This is a genomic window from Paraburkholderia sp. RL17-347-BIC-D (assembly GCF_046027915.1).
Lineage (GTDB): Bacteria > Pseudomonadota > Gammaproteobacteria > Burkholderiales > Burkholderiaceae > Paraburkholderia.
Map to the genome: position 1 here is coordinate 89,242 of NZ_JARESS010000002.1, position 20,641 is coordinate 109,882.

At 63.3% G+C, this 20,641-nt stretch carries 21 protein-coding genes; 19 read left to right on the forward strand and 2 right to left on the reverse strand.

The features are described from left to right. Nucleotides 1–124: 124 nt before the first annotated feature. The 16 genes from P0D96_RS03780 to P0D96_RS03855 all read left to right on the forward strand — a co-directional run bounded on the left by P0D96_RS03780 (nt 125) and on the right by P0D96_RS03855 (nt 14,950). The gene (locus P0D96_RS03780) at nt 125–1,147 is read left to right on the forward strand and encodes a LacI family DNA-binding transcriptional regulator (RefSeq protein ID WP_408311831.1); all 1,023 of its coding nucleotides are present in this window, start codon (nt 125–127) and stop codon (nt 1,145–1,147) included. Between the two features lie 239 nt (nt 1,148–1,386). Beyond that, nucleotides 1,387–2,166 carry an SDR family NAD(P)-dependent oxidoreductase gene (locus tag P0D96_RS03785; RefSeq protein WP_408175259.1) on the forward strand — a complete coding sequence of 260 codons (780 nt, stop codon included), beginning with the start codon at nt 1,387–1,389 and terminating at the stop codon, nt 2,164–2,166. A gap of 222 nt (nt 2,167–2,388) precedes the next feature. Next, the gene (locus P0D96_RS03790) at nt 2,389–3,804 is read left to right on the forward strand and encodes an MFS transporter (protein WP_408311834.1); all 1,416 of its coding nucleotides are present in this window, start codon (nt 2,389–2,391) and stop codon (nt 3,802–3,804) included. 55 nt (nt 3,805–3,859) lie between these two features. Further along, nucleotides 3,860–5,275 (forward strand): MmgE/PrpD family protein, encoded by a 1,416-nt coding sequence (locus P0D96_RS03795; RefSeq protein ID WP_408311837.1) that lies wholly within the window; start codon nt 3,860–3,862, stop codon nt 5,273–5,275. Nucleotides 5,276–5,339: 64 nt separating this feature from the next. Then, nucleotides 5,340–6,251, forward strand: a complete 912-nt coding sequence (locus P0D96_RS03800) for an NAD(P)-dependent oxidoreductase (protein ID WP_408311840.1) — start codon at nt 5,340–5,342, stop codon at nt 6,249–6,251. Between the two features lie 69 nt (nt 6,252–6,320). Next, nucleotides 6,321–6,647, forward strand: a complete 327-nt coding sequence (locus P0D96_RS03805; protein WP_132378314.1) for an NIPSNAP family protein — start codon at nt 6,321–6,323, stop codon at nt 6,645–6,647. 12 nt (nt 6,648–6,659) lie between these two features. Then, nucleotides 6,660–7,559 carry an NAD(P)-dependent oxidoreductase gene (locus tag P0D96_RS03810; RefSeq protein ID WP_408311844.1) on the forward strand — a complete coding sequence of 300 codons (900 nt, stop codon included), beginning with the start codon at nt 6,660–6,662 and terminating at the stop codon, nt 7,557–7,559. A gap of 34 nt (nt 7,560–7,593) precedes the next feature. After that, nucleotides 7,594–9,024 (forward strand): aldehyde dehydrogenase family protein, encoded by a 1,431-nt coding sequence (locus P0D96_RS03815; RefSeq protein WP_408311846.1) that lies wholly within the window; start codon nt 7,594–7,596, stop codon nt 9,022–9,024. Nucleotides 9,025–9,181: 157 nt separating this feature from the next. Beyond that, complete coding sequence (locus tag P0D96_RS03820; RefSeq protein ID WP_132378308.1) at nt 9,182–9,577, forward strand: carboxymuconolactone decarboxylase family protein; 396 nt, start codon at nt 9,182–9,184, stop codon at nt 9,575–9,577. Nucleotides 9,578–9,669: 92 nt separating this feature from the next. Next, a complete protein-coding gene (locus P0D96_RS03825; RefSeq protein WP_408311849.1) occupies nt 9,670–11,019 on the forward strand; it encodes an MFS transporter in 1,350 nt (449 codons plus the stop codon). A gap of 24 nt (nt 11,020–11,043) precedes the next feature. Continuing rightward, on the forward strand, nt 11,044–11,958 hold the full coding sequence (locus P0D96_RS03830) for an NAD(P)-dependent oxidoreductase (protein ID WP_132378305.1): 915 nt from the start codon (nt 11,044–11,046) through the stop codon (nt 11,956–11,958). Then, nucleotides 11,955–12,347 carry a cupin domain-containing protein gene (locus P0D96_RS03835; protein ID WP_132378303.1) on the forward strand — a complete coding sequence of 131 codons (393 nt, stop codon included), beginning with the start codon at nt 11,955–11,957 and terminating at the stop codon, nt 12,345–12,347. The genes P0D96_RS03830 and P0D96_RS03835 overlap by 4 nt, the downstream gene beginning before the upstream one ends. 95 nt (nt 12,348–12,442) lie before the next feature. Next, a complete protein-coding gene (locus P0D96_RS03840) occupies nt 12,443–13,228 on the forward strand; it encodes a carboxymuconolactone decarboxylase family protein (protein ID WP_408311852.1) in 786 nt (261 codons plus the stop codon). Further along, the gene (locus P0D96_RS03845; protein ID WP_408175244.1) at nt 13,221–13,436 is read left to right on the forward strand and encodes a hypothetical protein; all 216 of its coding nucleotides are present in this window, start codon (nt 13,221–13,223) and stop codon (nt 13,434–13,436) included. Before P0D96_RS03840 ends, P0D96_RS03845 begins: the two co-directional genes overlap by 8 nt. A gap of 13 nt (nt 13,437–13,449) precedes the next feature. Beyond that, a complete protein-coding gene (locus tag P0D96_RS03850) occupies nt 13,450–14,172 on the forward strand; it encodes a 2,3-bisphosphoglycerate-dependent phosphoglycerate mutase (protein ID WP_408311856.1) in 723 nt (240 codons plus the stop codon). 109 nt (nt 14,173–14,281) lie between these two features. Beyond that, nucleotides 14,282–14,950 (forward strand): GntR family transcriptional regulator, encoded by a 669-nt coding sequence (locus tag P0D96_RS03855; protein WP_408311859.1) that lies wholly within the window; start codon nt 14,282–14,284, stop codon nt 14,948–14,950. An 88-nt stretch (nt 14,951–15,038) separates the two neighbouring features. Here P0D96_RS03855 and P0D96_RS03860 read toward each other — a convergent pair whose 3' ends face one another. Both P0D96_RS03860 and P0D96_RS03865 read right to left on the reverse strand, forming a co-directional pair. Then, nucleotides 15,039–16,325, reverse strand: a complete 1,287-nt coding sequence (locus P0D96_RS03860; RefSeq protein WP_408311862.1) for an MFS transporter — start codon at nt 16,323–16,325, stop codon at nt 15,039–15,041. Nucleotides 16,326–16,410: 85 nt separating this feature from the next. Then, the gene (locus P0D96_RS03865) at nt 16,411–17,184 is read right to left on the reverse strand and encodes a carboxymuconolactone decarboxylase family protein (RefSeq protein WP_408175240.1); all 774 of its coding nucleotides are present in this window, start codon (nt 17,182–17,184) and stop codon (nt 16,411–16,413) included. A 332-nt stretch (nt 17,185–17,516) separates the two neighbouring features. Here P0D96_RS03865 and P0D96_RS03870 point away from each other — a divergent pair, with 332 nt between their 5' ends. Genes P0D96_RS03870 through P0D96_RS03880 form a run of 3 tightly spaced genes read left to right on the forward strand, consistent with a single transcriptional unit; the run spans nt 17,517 to nt 20,556 of the window. Then, nucleotides 17,517–18,707 carry a CaiB/BaiF CoA transferase family protein gene (locus P0D96_RS03870; RefSeq protein ID WP_408311865.1) on the forward strand — a complete coding sequence of 397 codons (1,191 nt, stop codon included), beginning with the start codon at nt 17,517–17,519 and terminating at the stop codon, nt 18,705–18,707. A 30-nt stretch (nt 18,708–18,737) separates the two neighbouring features. After that, the gene (locus P0D96_RS03875) at nt 18,738–19,562 is read left to right on the forward strand and encodes an HpcH/HpaI aldolase/citrate lyase family protein (protein ID WP_408311868.1); all 825 of its coding nucleotides are present in this window, start codon (nt 18,738–18,740) and stop codon (nt 19,560–19,562) included. Then, nucleotides 19,555–20,556, forward strand: coding sequence for a LysR family transcriptional regulator (locus P0D96_RS03880; protein WP_342960625.1), 1,002 nt, complete (start codon nt 19,555–19,557; stop codon nt 20,554–20,556). The genes P0D96_RS03875 and P0D96_RS03880 overlap by 8 nt, the downstream gene beginning before the upstream one ends. Nucleotides 20,557–20,641 lie beyond the last annotated feature (85 nt).

Genomic DNA, 20,641 nt, shown 5'->3' on the forward strand with positions numbered 1-20,641 from the left:
CCATCGAACTGAAGAGCTGGATGGGCGAGTGAAAAAGCGTGTGGCGGCCGTCGACGACGGCAAGATAGGGACGGCCGGCAGGCCGGCAGCCGGAGGGAGGGCAGCGTCGAAAACCGGCGCAAGCATGGGCAGGACTCGTCCGGGCGGCCACGCCGTTCGCATGATCGACGTCGCGAGAGCCGCCAATGTGTCCTTGATGACCGTGTCGCGCGCGCTCAAGGAACCCGCACTGTTGTCGGAGGAAACCCGCAAGCTGGTGCTCGATACGGTGCGCCGGGTCGGCTACGTTCCGAATCACATCGCGTCGAACCTCGCATCGGCTCGTTCGAATGTGGTCGGCCAGATTGTGCCTAGCATCCAGAACTCTCTGTATTCCCATAGCATCAAAGGTTGCGCGGACGTCCTTCGCACAGCAGGCGTGCAGCTTCTGCTGGCCGACAGCGGCTATTCACTCGAAGATGAAGAGGCACTGATCGACGCGTTTCTTGCGCAGCGCGTATGCGGCCTCGTGTTGCACAACACCGTTCATACGCCGCGTGCCGCCCAGATGATCCGCGCCGCCGGCATACCTATCGTTGAAACGGGCGACCTGGCGCGTACGCCGATCGACATGGCGGTCAGCTATTCGAACTTCAACGCGGCGAAGGAGATGACCCTGTACCTGGCCGGACGTGGGTATAAGTCGATCGGCTTTGTCTGCCTGACTACCAAAAACAACATGCGCGCCCGCGAGCGTTTGAAGGGCTATCACGCCGCGCTCACCGCCCTTGGCCGCGAGCGCAACCCGGGCCTCGTGCGCGAAGTGGAGGGCGGTTTGACCTCTGGCGCGCATGCGATGGTCGACATGATGCAGCGTGCGCCCGAAGTAGACGCGATCTTCTTCGCCGGCGACGTACTTGCTGTCGGCGCGCTTTTCGAGGCGCAGCGGCGCAACTGGAAGGTGCCCGAGCGCATCGCCATCGCCGGATTCGACGATCTCGACATTCTGCGGCACACGGTGCCGCGGCTGACGTGTCTGAATCTGCCGCGTCTCGAGATCGGCCGACGTAGCGCCGAGGCGCTGCTGCAAAGAATGCGCAGCAACGAACCCGCCGTGCCGACGAAGCTCGATCTTGGATTCGAAATCATCCAGCGGGAAAGCACCTGAGGCAGCGGCTTTAAGACCGGGAAACAAGACGGGGCGCATACTGCGCCCTTTTTTGCGTCCGCCAATCTGATTTCCCTGCGCGATTTCCCTGTGAGCTGGACGCACAGTCATGCCCAGCGTCCCGTATTGCGCCCCTCGGTCTTTTCAGTTAAGTTAGCGCTATCATTTATTTGGCCGCGAGCGCTTCGCACTTCGCCGCGGCCTTGCAACGGACGTGCTTGCTGACAAGGACAATACAAATGAAAGGGAGAATCGCACTCGTAACGGGCTCGTCGCATGGGCTGGGTCTTGCGATGGCCAACGCGCTCGCGGCCGCTGGCTGTCGGGTCGTGCTGCATGGGATCGAAACGCTCGAACAGGTCGAGCCGATGCGTGCGGAATTCGAGCGGACGCAGGGTTACCGTGCCGACTATCTGCAGGCGGACCTTGGCGATGCACGAGCCGTCGAACGGATGATGTTCGAAACGATCGAGCGCGCCGGCCCAATCGATGTGCTGATTAACAATGCCGTGGTGCGCCACTTCGCGCCAATCGAAGCGTTCCCAGTCGACAAATGGGAGCAGGCGCTATCGGTCAATCTGAGCGCGGCCTTCCATGCAATCCGCCTCGCGCTGCCGGGCATGCGCGAGCGCGGCTGGGGCCGAATCTTCAATATGACGTCGGTGTATGGCATGCGCGGCACGGTGAATCGCGTGGACTACGTGACGACCAAATCCGCGCTGCTTGGCTTGACGCGCGCGGTCGCCGCGGAAACGATGGGGCAGGGCATTACCTGCAATGCTATCTGCCCGGGGGCGGTGCACACGCCGACGAGCGAAAATCGCATTCAGGCGCTGATGGAGAACGAGGGTCTGGATCGCGAAGCTGCAATCGAACGCTTTCTGACGGGCAAGCAGCCGACCGGCCACTTCGTCCAGGCGTCGCATGTCGCCGATCTGGTGGTGTTTCTATGCGGCGACGCAGCAGCGCAAATGACCGGTGCGATGCTGCCGGTCGAAGGCGGCTGGCTGGCGGTTTGACGTTCGTCAGGCGGTCACTGACGAGAGTGCCGCGAGGCCGACGCCACCCCCGGTATTCATGCGCTGCATCATGAAGTCGACACTCCGAAGCTGCAATTCATCCTTGACTGATTGTATGACAGGAATATAATTGCTCTTGCTGTTAGCGCTCACATAGACCGGCGGCGACAAGCGCCACCAACCAGTAAAACTACAACAACGAAGTCGACGGAGATAGCATCCATGCACAACCAAGCGAGTATCGGATACAGACTGGACAGCCTGCCGCTGTCCGGCTATCACTGGCGGTTGCTCGGGCTGATTGCCGCGGGCATGTACTTCGATTCGTTCGATATCTACATCGCGGGCAGCGTGCTCGCCGCCATGATCCACAGCGGCGAATCCACGCTGAAACTGAATGCGATGTTCGTGTCCGTCACGTTTATCGGCATGATGTCGGGCGCGTGGCTGTCGGGTCTTCTCGGCGATCGTTTCGGCCGGCGCTTCTGCTATCAGTTCAATCTCGGGATTTACGGCTTCGCGTCGATCGCTGCGGCGTTCGCGCCGTCCATGTACTGGCTGATTTTCTTCCGGCTGGTGATGGGCGTCGGCATGGGCGCCGAAATTGTGGTCGGCTACGGCACGCTGAGCGAGTTCATTCCGGCGGCGTGGCGCGGGCGGTTCGGCACCATCCTCAATCTGATCATCAACACGTCGCTATTCCTGTCGACGTTCCTCGGTTGGCTGATCGTGCCGCAATACGGCTGGCGCTGGATGTTCGCCATCGCCGGTTGCGGTGCGCTGTTCGTGTGGTTTCTGCGTAAGTCGATGCCGGAGTCGCCTCGCTGGCTGGCCTCGCGCAATCGCTTGCCTGAAGCAAACGCGATCGTGTCGAACATCGAAACGGCGTGCGGCATCGATCCAGAAACGGCTATCTCGGCTGCTGCGCAGCAGCCGTATCGCGCCGATGCGCCGGATAGCGGCCGTCTCGGCGACCTCTTCACGCGCCGTCTGCTGGCGCGCACGGTGACGGGCATCACCGTGCTGGTTGGACTCTTCATCGTCAACTACGCGTTCGTCAGCTGGATTCCGACGTTCCTGGTGAAGCAGGGGCACAGCGTGTCGAACTCGCTCGGACTGACGGCGATCATGTTTGCCGGCGGTCCGATCGGCTCGCTGATTGCTTTCGTGCTGGCCGAACGCGTTGGCCGCAAGTGGGGCATCGTACTGTTCTCCCTGATCTGCGCCGCGTTCGGCACGGCCTATCCGTTTGCACAAACGGAAGTGGCGATCGCCGCGCTTGGCTTTGCGATCACCTGCTGTATCTACGTACTGTCGTCGTTTAGCGTGGCAACCTATGTGCCGGAGTTGTTCCCGACTGAACTGCGTCTGCGCGGATCGGGCGTGTCGAATACCGTGGGGCGAGCGGTCAGCATCGCTGTGCCGTACGCCGTCGCGTGGGCATTCACGGGCTTCGGCATTGCGGGTGTGTTGACGTTGATCGTCGGCACGTTGCTGGTCCAGGCGTTGATCGTCGGCGTGCTCGGCACCGAGACCCGCAAACGTTCGCTCGAGTCGATCGCCGCGGAAGTGAGCGATACGGTGGAAGCGTCAGATAACGCGGTGAATGCACGCACGGCTTCGGTGACCAGGCCGTAATCGCGGCCGCATCCACTGAATCGAAAGCGTAATCCGGTAAAGGGAAATTCAGCACATGGCAGCGCAGGCAGACAGAAGCTTCGGCCAGACGGACACGTACAGCGAAGCGGGACTCGCGACGCGGCGGCTCGCGCAATGGATCGGCGACACGACGTGGCGCGACGTGCCGGCCGCCGTGCGTCACGAGGCGAAGCGCGCGCTCGTCAACTACGTAGCCGTCGCGCTCGCCGCCTGCACCGACCCAACGCTCGACAAGGCCGTGCGCAACTATCGGCGTTTCAGCGCAGGGCAGAGTTCGAGCGTGATTGGTCGTAGCGAGCGCGTCGACCTGCTGAACGCGGCGGCGCTCAATGCGATGAGCGCGAACGTGTTCGACTTCGACGACACGCATATCCCGACGATCATTCATCCCACCGCGCCCGTTGCCGCCGCGCTATTCGCGTTTGCCGAGTCGCTCGCGGACAGCGACCCGCATGCAAGTGCAATGACGGGTGAGGCCTTGCTGCTTGCGTTCGTAATCGGCGTCGAAGTGGAATGCCGGATCGGCAACGCGGTTTCGCCTGAGCACTACCAGCGCGGCTGGCATATCACGTCGACCTGCGGCGTATTCGGCGCGGCGGCGGCGATGGCGAAGGTGCTGGGTTTGAGCGCACAGCAGATCGTATGGGCGTTGGGCAACGCGTCGGCGCAGGCCGGCGGTCTGGTGGAAACGCTCGGCACGATGTCGAAGAGCATCAGCGTCGGCAATGCCGCGCGCAACGGTTTGCTGTCCGCGCTGCTCGCCGCCGACGATTTCTCCGGTCCCGATTCGCCGCTCGAAGGCGAGCGCGGTTTCCTGCGCGTCACCGCGTCGAAGCCGGATGTCGATGCGTTGACGCGCGAGCTCGGCCACGAATGGGCCCTGCTGTCGAACACCTATAAGCCCTATCCGTGTGGCGTGGTGCTGAACCCCGTGATCGACGCATGTCTCGATCTGCGCCGCGACGCGCGGTGGACGCTGAATGACGTCGAGCGCGTCGAATTGACCGGACACCCGTTGCTGCGTGAACGTACCGACCGGCCCAACGTGCGCACCGGTCGTGAGTCGCAGGTCAGCGCGCAGCATGCGGTGGCGGTCACGCTGGCGACGGGCAAAGCGAGCCTGGCGGAATTCAGCGATAGCGCCGTGACGAACCCAGCGCTGCGCGCATTCGATACGCGTCTGCGTTTCATCGACGACGCGTCGTGGCCGGTCGAGTCCGCGCAGGTCGTTGTCGTGTTGCGCTCGGGCGAGACGTTGTCGCGACGCATTCACGCGGCGCGCGGCAGTCTTGCGGCGCCGCTTGCCGATGTCGAACTCGCGGCAAAGTTGCGCGAACTGGCGGACTATGGTGGATCGGGCGTCGCACCGCAACCGCTCATCGACGCGCTGTGGCGCTTCGACAGCGCAACGGACGCCGCCGCGCTCATGCGGCTCGCGCGCGCGACTTGAACCGCATACGAAACGGTGCATCGAACAGCGCATCGAAACAGATTCCTAACGAATGAGGACAGTCATGTCGAGCAGTGGTCAAGAAAACAGCACTATCGGTTTTGTCGGCGTGGGCGTGATGGGACGGCCTATGGCGCGTCGTCTCATCGAGGCGGGCCATTCGCTCGTCGTGTTCGATCGCGACGAGCAGGCGGTCGCGGAACTCGCGGCAATCGGTGCGCGCGCGGCGCAATCGGTGCGGGACGTGGCCGACAGCGCACGCATCGTGTTCACGAGTCTGCCCACGCCGGCGGTTTTCAGGCAGGTCGCGCTGGGCGACGGAGGGCTGATCGAGGGTAGCGTTATCAAGATTCTCGTCGACCTGTCGACGGTGGGTTCGCGAATGGAAAAAGAAGTGGCGGACGGTCTGCTCGCGAAGGGTATCGACACCGTGGATGCGCCCGTGAGCGGCGGCGCCGCCGGCGCGCAAAAGGGCACGCTTGCCATCATGATGGCCGGCAAGCCGGCTGCGCTGGATCAGGTGCGCAGCCTGTTCGAAGTGCTCGGCAAGGTTTTTGTGGTCGGCGATCAGCCGGGCCAGGGGCAATTGCTCAAGCTGCTGAACAACATGCTCTCGTCGACCGCCTTTGCCATCACGTCGGAAGCATTTGTCGCCGGCGTGCGCGGCGGACTGGACCCGGAAGTGATGATGGCGGTGATCAACTCGGGTAGCGGCAAGAACGGCGCGACGATGGACAAATTCCCGAAGCACGTGCTGCCGGGAACTTTTGATTTCGGCTTTCCGGTCGGCAGTGTCTGCAAGGACATCGGACTCGCGGTCGACGAATGCCAGGCGCTCGGCGTGCCGACGTGGGTTGGCAGTGTCGCGCGTCAGGTCTGGAATTACGCCGCGATGCAGGACGGCTCGAAGCGCGACATGACCGAACTCGTCAAATACGTCGAACGCTGGTCGTCGGGCGAAGGTCTCGCGGACTGAATCCGCTACCAGGCGTATCCAGAAACACTCATTGGCTGCGGCCATCTCACATCGGTAACGGAGACCTGAATGATCGTTGAAATGCGTATCTACCACTGTGCGCCGACGCGTCTGCCGGCGCTGCTCGACCGCTTCACGTCGACCACGCTCGGCTTTTTCGAAAAGTACGGCATCCAGCAGATCGGCTTCTGGACGACGCTGATCGGTCCAAGCAATCACGCGCTGACATATATGGTGAAGTGGGAAAGTCTGGCCGAGCGCGAGCAGAAGTGGAACGCGTTCCAGGCCGATCCCGAATGGATCGCGAAACGCGCGGCGACGGAAGCCGACAAGCCGATCGTCGAGCGCATCGAAAATCATTTCCTCACGCCAACGGCATTTTCGGCGCTGCGCTAGGAGCGATATTTCATGACACAACCCAAACGGATCGGATTCATCGGTCTCGGCATGATGGGCGCACCGATGGTGCAGTGCCTGCGCAACGCCGGTTTCGAACTGTTCATCGACGACGCCGACGCGGACCGTGCCGATGCGCTGGCCGATCAAACGGGCGCGCAGCGGCTGAACGCGGACCACGCCGCGTCGCTCGACGCTTTGATCACGATGCTGCCAAATTCGGCGATCGTCGAGAAGGTGCTGCTCGGTGATGGCAACCAGGGCAACGATCGGGGCTGGGCCGCGCGGCTCACGAAGGGCGCGGTGGTGATCGACATGAGTTCGTCGGAACCGGAGCGCTCGCGTGAGCTCGGCAAGACGCTGGAAGCACAGGGTCTCGCGTATCTGGATGCACCGGTGTCGGGCGGCGTCAAGCGCGCGAAGGACGGCACGCTGGCGATTCTCGTCGGCGGCAAGGCCGAGGTGTTGACGCGCAGCAAGCCGGTGCTCGACGCGATGGGCAAGAGCGTGCTGCATATCGGCGCGGCGGGCGCGGGTCACGCGGCCAAGGCGCTCAACAACTACGTGTCGGCGGCAGGCCTCGCGGCCACGGTCGAGGCGTTGCAGATCGCGAGCCGCTTCGGCATCGAACCGGCGGTGATGACGGACGTGCTGAACGCGTCGACGGGCCGCAGCAATACGTCCGAAAACAAGGTCAAGCAGTTCATGCTGAGCGGCACTTTCGCTTCCGGCTTCGCGCTGCAGTTGATGAACAAGGACCTCAAGATCGCCCGCGCGCTCGCGCAGGCGGTCGGTCATCCCATGACGTTCGGCGCGACGTGTACGCAGGTATGGGACGAGGCGGCGCAACACGCCACGCCCGCCACCGACCACACCGAGATGTACCGTCTCCTGCCCGGCGCGGCATCCTGAGCGTGCCTCTGATTCATTGATTCCGGAGCCTGTCATGTCACATGCAGCCCAGTTTTATATCGACGGACGTTGGGTCGAACCTGCGTCCGCGGTCTGGTTTGGCGTCGTCGATCCGTCGACGGAAATGGCGTTCGACAAACTCGCGATGGGCAACGCCGAAGATGTCGATCGCGCAGTTGCAGCCGCGCGCCGCGCGTTTCCCACCTGGTCGGCGACGAGTGTCCCCGAACGTGTCGCGCTGCTCAAGCGCATCGTCGCGATCTACGAGCGCCGCTACGACGAATTCGCCGAGGCCATGCGTCGCGAAATGGGCGCGCCCATCACGTTCGCCCGCAACGCCCAAGCGGTGCGCGGTCCCGCGCATCTGAATGCGCTGATCGAGGTGCTCGAACGTTTCGAATTCGAAGAGCAGCGGGGCAGCACGCGCGTGGTGCTCGAACCGATCGGCGTGTGCGGCCTGATCACGCCGTGGAACTGGCCGGTCAATCAGATCGTCGTCAAGATTGCGCCCGCGCTCGCGGCGGGCTGCACGATGGTGCTCAAGCCGAGCGAATATTCGCCGCTCAGTGCGCTGCTGTTTGCGGAGGTGTTGCATGAAGCCGGCGTACCGGCGGGCGTGTTCAATCTCGTCAACGGCGATGGTCCGGGTGTCGGCTCGGCCATCGCGAGTCATGCGGATATCGACATGGTGTCGTTCACCGGCTCGACTCGCGCCGGCGTGCTGGTCGCGCAGTCGGCGGCGGAAACCGTCAAACGGGTCGCGCAGGAACTCGGCGGCAAGTCGGCCAACATTCTGCTCGACGACGTCGATCTGGATCAGGCGGTCACGCGCGGCGTCGCCGCCTGCTTCACAAACTCCGGGCAATCGTGCTCGATTCCGACACGCATGCTGGTGCCGCGTCATCTCATGAACGACGCCGCGCAGATCGCGAAGCGCGCGGCGCAGGCATATCGGCTCGGACCGACCGACGACCCGTCGACGCAACTCGGGCCGCTCGTCAACGCCAACCAGTTCAAGCGCGTGCAGTCGCTGATCCAGACCGGCATCGACGAAGGTGCGCGCCTCGTCGCAGGCGGCACGGGCCGGCCGGCAGGCATCGACAAGGGCTATTACGCGCGCCCGACCGTCTTCGCCGACGTCGCCCCCGACATGACCATCGCTCGCGAGGAAATTTTCGGGCCGGTGCTGTCGATGATTCCGTACGACACCGAAGAGCAGGCAATCGAGATTGCGAACGGCACCGACTACGGTCTCGCCGCATACGTGCAATCGGCGGATGTCGCACGGGCGCGCAGGGTCGGCCGCGCACTGCGCGCGGGTGGGGTGCACCTGAACTATCCGCCCGCCGATTTCGGCGCACCGTTCGGCGGCTATAAACGCTCGGGCAACGGTCGCGAATGGGGCGAAGCCGGGCTGCGTGAGTATCTGGAGACAAAGGCGCTGGTGGGTTACGGCGCGGATTGAACGATGGCGGCGTGGCGCATGACGATTGGCTAGCCACGCCAAAAAAATTTGGCCGTTTGCATTGTCCGACAATCATTCAGGCAGGCAATGCCGTTTCCGAGGTCGGACGCACGAGCCAACCCTGTCCGCAATCAGTTTGAACCACAGAGGAAGCACGATGGACACCAATGACCGCTTCAACAAAGGCTTCGAAAATCGCAAGGAGGTGCTGGGCGCCGGGCACGTCGAAAAATCGTGGGCGAATGCCGACGACTTCAACCGGCCGATGCAGAAGTTCGTCACCGAATGCTGTTGGGGCGACATCTGGGGCGACCCGACGTTGTCCTTCAAGACGCGCAGCATGCTCAATCTTGGCATGTTGACGGCGATGAGCCAGCACCACGAATTGTCGGTGCACGTGAAGGGCGCGCTGCGCAATGGCGTGAGCAAGGAAGAAATCCGCGCGGTGCTGATGCAGGCCGCCGTCTACTGCGGTGCACCGCTCGCGCTCGCGGCATTCCGTGTCGCGAGCGAGGCGATCAAGGCCTACGAAGCGGAAACGGCCGCCGCCTGACGCGGCACGCAGCGCGGACGGCCAACGGCAAACGGGGCAGCGCAAGGAGAACTCGCATCGCAAAGCGGTGCGAATAACGAACGGAGACAGGTATGAAAGCGTTGACTGCGAATGACGTCGTAACGGCGGAGACCGATCAGTCGATCGAAACGAGGAGGCGCAACGCCATCAAGGGCGCGTTCTTCTCCGAGTTCATCGACATGTTCGATATCTATCTGCCGGTGGTGGTGTTGTCGCCGGTGCTGGGATTTTTCCAGCCGCCGCATCTTTCGGCCGGCATGGAGACGATTCTCGCGTCGCTGGTCTTTATCACGACGCTGCTCGGCCGGCCGGTCGGCGCGTTGCTGTTCGGCATGATCGCGGACCGCGTCGGCCGTCGCAAGGCGTCGATCTGGTCCGTGTCCGGCTTCGGCGTGGTGACGCTGCTCATCGCGTTGCTGCCCGGCTATGAAACGCTCGGCATCGTGTCGTACTGGCTGCTGGTGCTGCTGCGTTTCGTCGACGGGATTTTTCTGGGTGGCGGCTACACGGGCGCGATGCCGCTCGCGATCGAGTATTCGAAGAAAGAGCAGCGCGGTTTCGTAGGCGGCTTCATCATTTCCGGATTTCCGGCCGCATACGTGACCATCAACCTCGTCGCGATGCTGATGTTCGTGCTGTTTCCGCTCAACGGCATGCACTCGCCGTACGCGCAATGGGGCTGGCGCATTCCGTTCGTGCTCGGCGCGGCATTGGCAGGTTTGCTGACGATGTACTACGTGCGCAAGGTTTCCGAATCGGAAATCTGGAAGAGCGAAGCCGCCGACAAGGCCACCGTCACTGAAAAGCTGCCGCTCTCCGATCTGCTGCGCGGCAAGAGCGGTCGCAATCTGTTGCAGGTGCTGGTGATGATGACGGGCTTTTGGCTCACGCAGAACATCATCACGATTTTCCTGCCGACGGGCCTGCTGGTGAAGACGCTGCATCTGAGCGGCTTCCAGATGACCGCGACGCTCATGCTCACTTATTTCGTGCTGTTTTTCAGCTACATCGGTTCGGGGATGATCGCGCAGCGCATCGGACGGCGCCGTTTCTTCGTGATCGTCGGTCCGCTGATCGCGACGGTCGGCGCGGCGCTGCTGTACGTGCTGGCGAATGTCGACGGGCTCTCGCTGTCGACCATCATGCTGCTGGTGTGCGTGCTCGCGGTGCTCGTCACGTCGCCGTGGGGCGTGATCGTCACGTACATCAACGAGCGTTTCGTGACCGATGTGCGTGCAACGGGCTTCGGTGTCGGCTTCAGTCTGTCGGTGATCATCCCTTCGTTCTACGCGTTCTATATGAACTGGCTCGGCGCCTTCATGCCGCTGCGGCTGACCTCGGTCGTGCTGCTGTGCGTGGGCGGCCTGATCGGCATGGTCGGCGCGCTGATGGGCCCGGAAACGAAAGATGTGGATTTCTAATTTCGAAGCAGAGGAACACAACTCATGAACAAGAATCGGATCGGCTTCATCGGTCTCGGCAACATGGGTGGACGCATGACACGGCGTCTCGTCGACGCGGGCATCGCCGTGTTGGGCTACGACACCGTGCGTGAACGCATCGACACCGCCGGCGCGAAAGCAGCCGGCACCGTGGGCGAAGTGATCGCATATGCGGACGTCGTGATGATGTCGCTGCCGGACAGCAAGGTCGTCGAGGCGGTCGTGGAAGGCGAGGACGGCGTGCTCGCGCATTGTCGCGCGGGGCAGATCGTCGTCGATCTGAGTACGGCCGCCGCCAGTTCGACGATTCGCCTCGCCAAACGCTTTGCCGAGCGCGGCGTGCATTACGTCGACGCCGGCATTTCGGGCGGCGCGGCGGCGGCGGAGAAGGGCTCGCTCACGTTGATGGTGGGCGGCGATGCCGACGCCGTCGCCGCGCTGCAATGGGCCTTCGCGCCGATCAGTTCGAAGGTCGCGCACATGGGCGAGAGCGGCGCGGGCCACACCACCAAGCTGCTGAACAATTTTCTGAACGCGGTGAGCCTCGCCGCCAGTGCCGAAGTGATGGTGGCGGGCAAGAAGGCGGGGCTCGACCTGCATCTGCTGCTCGATGTGCTGAACAGCAGCAGCGGTGTCAATTTCGCCACGCTCAACCGTTTCCCGAAGATCGTCGATGGTGACTATCTGGAAGGCGGCCTGACCGGCAAGCTGATGACCAAGGACGTGGTGCTGTACGTGGACCGCGCGCGCGAACTCGGCGTGATGTCGCTGAATTCGGCCGGCCCGCTCGCGAGCTTCGGCCTCGGCACTGCGCTGGGTTACGGCGACGTGATCAGCAACCGTGTCGTCGATGCGATCGGCGACGTGTCGGGCGGCGTGCGGCTGTTCGACGGAGCACACAAGGAGAAAAACGCATGAAGGTCTTTCACGGCAGAGCGGCCGGCGCGATATCCGAGCGCCGCAGCGACACGTTCACCGGCACCGTCTGGGCCGACCCGGTCATGCCGGCAACCAATGGCGTCACCATCAATACCGTGCTGTTCGAACCGGGCGGCCGCACTTACTGGCACACGCACGAGTTCGGTCAGGTCTTGCAGGTGACGGCCGGTCAAGGCTGGATCTGTCTGGACGGCGAAGAACCGCAGCCGATCCGCCAGGGCGACATCGTGTTCATCGGACCGAACGAGCGGCACTGGCACGGCGCGAGCGAAAACAGCTACATGGTCCATATCGCGACGTCGATCGGCAAGGGCACGTGGCAGGAAGAGGTGGCAGCGCAAGATTATCCGGCTGCCGCGGCCCGCTAGCGCGATCAGGAGCGCACTGGATGCGCGTGCGGTGCGCAGGTTGGCCCCGCACGCGCAAAGAACATCCACCGTATTTCCATCGATGGAATCACGTCATGACCCAGACTATGCCGCAGCCGGATCTGTCGCGCCTTCGCGACGAACTCGTCGACCTGCACGGCAAGGCGAGTCCCGAATGGGACAGCCTCGTGCGCCTCGACCCGCGTTTCGTCGACGCCTACCTGAAGTTCGCGGGCGTGCCGCGGCGCAGGAATCATCTCGACGACAAGACGCGCGCGTTCATCGCGCTGGCCGCCGACGCATGCGCGACGCAACTGTATGGGCCGGGCGTCGCGCGCCATATCGAACGGGCGTTGTCGTTCGGTGCGACCCGCGACGAGTTGATCGAAGTGCTGGAGTTGATCAGCACGATCGGTATTCACACCAGTAATGTCGGCGTGCCGATACTGCTCGAAGTACTCGAAGAAGAAGGTTTGCGTCACGGCGCGCCTCAACCCGATGAGCGCCGGCAAAAACTGAAAGCCGAGTTCGAGACGAACCGCGGCTACTGGCATCCGACATGGGAAGGTCTCCTCGAACTCGATCCGGATCTTTTCGAAGCGTATGTCGAGTTTTCGTCGGTGCCGTGGCGCACCGGTGTGCTGAGCCCGAAACTCAAGGAGTTCATGTACTGCGCATTCGACGCGTCCGCTACGCATCTCTACGTGCCGGGCCTGAAGCTGCACATGCGCAACGCGCTGCGCTACGGCGCGAGCGCCGAGGAACTGATGGAGTTGCTGGAAATCGTCAGCGTGACGGGGATTCACGGCGCGGAATTGGGCGCGCCGCTGCTGGAAGCCGCTCTCGCGCGCAACGCGGCGGTGGGGAACGCGCATGCATAATCCAGCGAGACGCGCGTCCGTGTTTTCTGTCTATCCGGCGGCGCGCGAGCGGGCTGCGTCAAACGCCTGGTCTGTGCAGCGCAACGCGAGGGCCGGTGCGCCGCATTCGGCGTGGCGCGCGATGCAGTCGGCGCCGCTTTCGGTACTCGCGTCGAACGAAAGCGAGCATGCGCACGTGCTCGCTGTCGCGATTCTTGGCTACAACTAGCGTGTCCGTCGATATGACCTCACAATCGGCTACGCTTGTCGTGCTGCGTCACGGTCAGTCGGTCTGGAATCGTGCCAATCGCTTCACCGGCTGGAGCGATGTCGGTCTGTCGGATCAAGGGGAGGCCGATGCCCGGCGCGTCGGCGAGCGTTTGCGTGAAGCGGGTTTCCGTTTCGATCTGGCGGTGACGTCGGCGTTGTCGCGTGCCACCGATACCCTCGCTCACGTGCTGCGCACCCTCGACCAGTCACAGCCTGAAACCGTGCGCTCGTGGCGGCTGAACGATCGCCACTATGGCGCGTTGACGGGCATGGAAAAAGACGTGGCCGCGCTCGCCTACGGTGCGGACCGTGTGCGGCAATGGCGGCGCGGCTTCGACCTTGCGCCACCGGCGCTCGATGCGGACCTGCACGCGGCATTGGTGCGCGCGTTACATGACGATGCCATGCCCAGCGTCGATGCGCTGCCGCGCACCGAAAGCTTGCGCGACACATTGCGGCGTGTGCTGCCGCTGTGGGACGACTGCGTTGCTCCGGCATTGACGCGCGGACAGTCGGTACTGATGGTGGGGCATGGCAACTCGTTGCGCGCGCTCTTCAAGCAACTCGACGGCATCGGCGACGACGCAATCGCCTCGGTTGAAGTCGCGCATGCGGAACCGTTGGTCATGAGTTTCGACGCAACGCTTCGCGTCACTTCCCGCGTGCCGCTAGCAGCTCTGCCGGCCCGCCGCTGAAACGCGCGCCGGCTCGCCATTTTTGTGCGCGGTACCAGTCAAAAGCTGCCTGCAACGATGCCCGCTCACGTATCATGGAGGCTGGAGCTTGTCGGACGGGAATACAATAATGTCAACAGACATGGACGTGATCAGACCTGAGACGCTGCGGCATCAGGTGGAAAACGTATTGCGCCAGGCTATCGTAAGCGGGCGTTTCGCGCCTGGTGCGCGCCTGATCGAGCGCGAGTTGTGCGAGACGCTCGGTGTAAGCCGGACGTCAGTGCGCGAAGCGCTGCGCAAACTCGAGGCCGAAAAGCTGGTACGCAGCGTCCCGCACAAAGGCCCCATCGTCGCGGTGATATCAAAAGAAGAGGCCGTCGAGTTGTATGCGTTGCGAGGGCTACTCGAAGGTTTTGCCGCCCATGAGTTCGCCCGCCTCGCCAGTGACGACGCCGTTTCTCGCTTTGGGGAGGTCGCGAAGGAACTGCGCGCCGAGGCAACGGCGCAAAACCAGGAAGGCGTGCTGCGCGCGAAAACCGCGCTCTATGATTTGCTGCTGGAGAACTGCGGCAACGCGCTAATCCAGGAAATCCTCAATAGTCTCTATTCGCGCATCAATCTGTTGCGCTCCACTTCGCTGATGCATCCGGAGCGGCTGCCGAACAGCTTGCGCGAAATCGACCGTCTTTATAAGGCCTTGAAGGCAAGAGACGGCGAGGCCGCGCAGAACCTTGCACGGTTGCATGTCGCCAATGCCGAGAAGGCGGCGCTACGGATGCTGGATAAGGCGGAGTAGTCGGTGGGCGACCATACCTTCTCCGGCAACGTCGTCTCTCTCATTGAAAGCAGGGGCGAATACGCAAGCCATCTCGCCTCTGGAGTCTTCAATGTAGCAGGACCGTCTCCGCGGGCGTCACATCGCGCAAAGGCGTGCGCCGGATCAGATACGTAACGACGATCGCCGCCGCAAACAGAAAATATCCGAGAATATAGAAGCTGCTGGACAGATTGCCGCCGCGTGCATAGAAGCCGACGACAAGCGGCCCAACCACGCCACCGAAACTCGCGAACATGTTGATCAGGGCGATCGAAGGCGCGGCCTGATTACGCGGCACTTTGCTGATCACCCAGGCCCACCATGTGCCGCTCGGCGAGAACAGCCCCGCGCCGGCGATGCAGAACATGATCATCGTGAACACCAGGCCGCCGTCGATATAGTGCTGCGCCAGCAGCGCCGCGCCCGCGACCACCAGCGGTACGGCGACGAACCAACCTCGCGAGAGAGATGACGGCCGGTCGGATAACCACGAGTTGATGAACATCGAAAACGCGCCGAATAGCGACGGCAGCGCGGTGAGCCAGCCAACTGCGGCATAGCCGTGGGCGAAGTACTGCTTGATGAGACTGGGCATCCACAGGCCGAAACTGAAGATCACCATGATCCAGGAGAGCGCGACGACTGCCAGCAACCAGACGGTGGATTGCTTCAGCACACTGCCAAAACTGTCGTCGGCGCCGGTGCCGGCAAGACGCTGCTGCGTGATGAAATCGCGCTCGGACGTGGACAGCCAGCGGTCTGTGGCAGGGTCGTCCGAGACGAATAGCCACACGAGCACCGCCATCCCGATGGCCGGCAAACCTTGCAGGATGAACATCGTCTTCCAGTGAAACACGTCGATCATCCAGCCCGCGAGCGGTGCCATGACCACCGACGACAGCGGCAGCGCATATTGCGCGAATGCGATGCCGCGCGCCCGTTCGCGCGCCGGGAACCAGCGCACGAAGATGACCGAAAACGACGGCCATATCACGCCCTCGGCGAGCCCCATGATGACGCGAACAGTGATCAACGCGGGCAGCGTGTGCACCATCCCGGTCAGGCACGCCATCACGCCCGTGATGAGCATCGATACGGCGATCACGCGGCGTGGCCCAATGCGCGTCGAGAGCCAGCCGCCGGGAATCTGCGTGACGAGGTAGCCCCAGAAAAACGCCCCCAGCAGCGCGCCGGTAATCGTGGTGCCGAGTTGCAGGTCGCGCGCCATCTGCGGCGCCGCCACGCCGATGTTGGTGCGATCCGCGAACGCAACCAGGTAACTGATGAATACGATCAGGCCCACACGCAGCCAGCGTGACCTGCCGATTCGTGCCGTGTCGAGTGCGGTGTCCATCGTGTGTCTCCTCCGTCTGTGACGTCGTAGTAGTTGGCGATCCGGCTGTGTGATGTCAGGAAACGGCCGGTCAGGAAACTGCCGGTCAGGAAACGGCCGCCTGCTTCTCCAGCGCCGCGATTTCTTCCAGCACGATGGGTAGCGCCAGTTCGAAACTCGCCATGCCCATCGTGCTCGCCAGTTGCATGACTTCGAGAATCTCGGCTGGCGTCGCGCCATACTTCAGCGCGTTCTCGATGTGCACATGCGTGCCGGGCACGTATTGGTGCGTCACCGACACGTCGACGGCGATGTACATGAACTCCTTCACCTTTGGCGCAAGCTTGCCGTGTACCCAGGGAACCGACGAGAACGTCGTGAACGCTTCGAAGAAATCCGGATCGAGCGCGAGCGTGCCGTCCCAGATCGCGCTCCAGTAGCCACGTTTCTCCGTGAACTCGCGCTTGATCGCCTGGCGCCGCGGATCGGCGTGACGCGTATCGATTGCGTTGCGCGGATCGCCGGCGACTTTTTCTTCCAGCACCGGCATGCCGATCACGCATGCATGAACGCCGATTACGCTGATGAGTTCCAGCGTCTCCAGCAGTTCGTCGCGAGTCGCGCCGAGGCGCAGCGCTTCGCGGCAAAAGCGCCGCACGCCGCTGGCGTTCAGATGCGTGACCGATGCTTCGAGAGCGAAACTTACCAGCGCCTTCACTTTCGGCTCGAGCGGACCATTGCGATAGGCGCAGCCCGCAAACGCGAGATACGCGTCGACGAAGGCGGGACTGATTTCGATCAGCGGATCGAGCGACGCGGGCCATGTGCCGCCATCGGCGACGAACGATGCGATCTGTTTCCTGAGTGACGACGAAGTCATTGGGTATCCGAAATGATGTGTGAACGGCTCCGCGCGAGATCTCTGGCCATGACGGCAATCAAGCAGAAACGCGCAGGAGGTGCTGCTTATCTTATGAGCGGCCCGGCGGAACCGCAAACCGATGCATGCCCTGGAATGAGTTGTTGCTTTGCAGCGCAGCCGCCATGGCCAAAGCCTCCCAACGCCTTTACCACGAGCCGACTCCCCGGTTCTCGCGGTTATGACGCGACGCATTATTAAGCGCTGCTTATACATCCCTTTTGCACATTTCAATGGACGCTGACGGTCGCCGCGCCGAGCATTCACTCACGACAACTGCAATGGGAATCCGCATGAAAGCGCTGGAAGGCTTGCGAGTGCTCGATCTGGGAACCTTCGTGGCCGGGCCGTTCTGTGCGACGATCCTTGCCGAGTTCGGCGCGGAAGTGATCAAGGTTGAGCCGCCTCAAACCGGCGATTCGCTGCGCCGGTTCGGCACCGGAACGGATTGCGGCGACACGCTGATGTGGCTCACCGAGAGCCGCAACAAGAAGTGCGTGACGCTCAATCTTGCCGACCAGCGCGGCCAGCAGATGCTTCGCGATCTGGCGGCGAGCTGCGACATCGTCGTGGAGAATTTCCGGCCGGGCGTGATCGAGAAGTGGGGCCTCGACTTGGAATCGCTGCACAAGCGCAACCCGCGCACGATTCTCGTGCGGATCTCCGCCTACGGACAGGATGGGCCGAGCCGTGGCAAACCAGGGTTCGCACGGGTCGCGCATGCGTTTTCGGGGCTCGCCTATCTGGCCGGCGAGCCGGGCCGGATTCCAGTCACGCCCGGCTCGACGTCGCTCGCCGACTACGGCTCGGGCATGTATGCGGCGGTGGGCGCGCTGATCGCGTTGCAGGCACGCGAGCGCACCGGTCGCGGTCAATGTGTCGATCTTGCGCTCTACGAGCCGATGTTCCGTGTTCTCGACGAGATGGTCCCTGCGTACCAGATGTTCGGCAAGGTGCGCGAGCGGATGGGCGCGAACGCAGTGAACGTCGCGCCGCATGCGCATTACCGCACACGCAACGAGCGCTGGGTCGCCATTGCATGCACCAACGACAAGATTTTCCGCCGCTTCGCGCACGTGCTTCAGCAACCTGAACTCGCGGACGACGACCGCTGGGGCCGCGCGTCGGCGCGCATCGCCGCGATCGATGAAGTCAATGCAACTGTGCAGGAATGGGTCGGCGCGCGCGATCACGACGAAGTGCTGCGTTTGTGCGACGAGGGCTCGGTGCCGGCGAGCCTCCTATATAGCGTCGCCGACATTTTCGACGATCCGCAGTATCAGGCGCGCGGCAATATCCGGACGATGCCGTCGCGGGCTGGCGACGTGGCGGTGCCGAATGTGATTCCGCGTTTATCGGAAACGCCCGGCGACATCGAATGGCTCGGAACGGCGCTCGGCAGCCATAACGAGGACGTATTCGGCGAGTTGCTTGGTTGCACCGGCTCGGACCTTGCCGCGTTGCGCGCGGCCGGCGTGATCTAGCGATCGAACTCACCATTACCGACGGCTCTCATGTCCCGCTTCCTTCGCACCTATCTGTTCGCACCCGCGACGCGTTCCGAGCGCTTCGACAAAGCCGCGCGCGCGGGCGCCGGCGCCGTGATCGTCGATCTCGAAGACGCGGTCGAGCCCGCGCGCAAGGACGACGCGCGGACCTCGCTCGCGAACACGTTGCCGGCGTTGGCGGACACCGCGCGTGCGTTGAAGGTGCAGTTGCTGGTCCGCATCAATAGCCACGGTACGCCGTGGTACGACGCCGATCTGGCCGCGTGCGCCGGGCTTGACCTCGACGGCATCGTGATTCCGAAAGCGGAGCACGCGGACGAGATCGCCCGCATCGCATCGATGGAGCCGCGCTGGGCGCTGCATCTGCTGATGGAAACCGCCGCGGGCTTCGACCGTCTCGCCGAACTGGCGCGTGCGCCCAACGTCGCCCGCCTCATGCTCGGCACCGTCGATCTGGCGCTCGACCTTGGCGCGAATGAAATTGGTGAGCCATTGCATTACTATCGCTCGCAGATCCTGCTGTTTACGCGCCTGGCAGGATTGCTGCCGGCCGTGGACGGCGTCTGCACGAATCTCGACGATTCCACCGCGCTCGACGCTGAAGTGCAACGCGCTCGCGCCTTCGGTTTCGGGGCCAAGCTGTGCGTGCATCCGAAGCAGATCGCGCCGGTCACCGCCGGGCTCGGTCCGGCGCCGCGCGAGGTGCAATGGGCGACGCGGGTCTGCGAAGTCGCTCAGAGCGGCGCAGCGGTGGCGGTCGACGGCAAGCTCGTCGATGCGCCGGTGCTCGCGCAAGCGCGCCGCATTCTGGAGGCGGCCGGCCATGCGTGAGCAGGCACTGAACTCAGGCGCGCTGACCGTGCCGCATTTGCGGCCTATTGTTGGCCTGCCGATGAACCTCTCGAAGCTATTTCCCGGTAAGCCGTCGAGCCGGAGCATCAACGATCTGCAGCATATCCGCGCGTTCGTCACTGTGGCGCACGAAGGCAGTCTGACCAAGGCGGCGAAGCTGCTCAATCTGACGCAGCCTGCCGTCAGCCTGCAACTGAAGAGCCTGCAGGACCAGTTGAAGCTGCGTCTGCTGGTGCGCTCGCCGCGCGGCCTGGCGCTCACCCCTGACGGCCTCAAGCTGCTGCCGTACGCCGAGCAGATTCTCGAATCGATCGGCAGCTTCGAAGTGGCCGCGGACAACCTCGTCAGCATCCTGTCGGGCACCGTGTCGATCGGCACGATTCTCAATCCACAGACGATTCGTCTGGGCGCGATCCTGCAATACATGGCGAATCGCTATCCGGAAGTGCGCACCCGTCTACGTCATTCGATGACGGGGCACGTGATCGAACGGCTCGCCAACGGCGCGCTCGACGTCGGCTTCTACCTCGGCACGCCGGCTGAAAGCGACGGCGTCGAACTGCACGCAGTGGCGCTGATGCCTATCACTTATTGCGTCATTGCGCCGAAAGGCTGGCAGGAGCGCATCAACGGACTCGGCTGGGCCGGACTTGCCGAACTGCCGTGGATCTGGACGCCGTCGTCGTCGATGCATAACCGGCTGCTCACGAGCGCATTCGACTCGGTCGGCGCGAAGCCGCAGGTGGTGGCGGAGGTCGATCTCGAAGCGTCGATGATCGAACTGGTGCGTGCGGGCGTCGGGCTCTCGCTCGCGCGCGAGTCCGTCGCCATCGACGAAGCGCAGAAGTACGGAGCGGCGATCTCGCGCGAAGTGCCGATCGAGATTCCGCTGTCGTTCATCAGCCTCGCGCGGCGGCGCGAGGAGCCGTTGATCGAAGCAATGTTCTACGCCGCGCAGATGGCGTTCGCCTGAACGCGGGAGAGTGCGGGAAAGGCAGTTTCAAAGGCGCTCGCAGCGACCGACAACATAGGAGACAGACCGTGGCGGCTTATGGAGC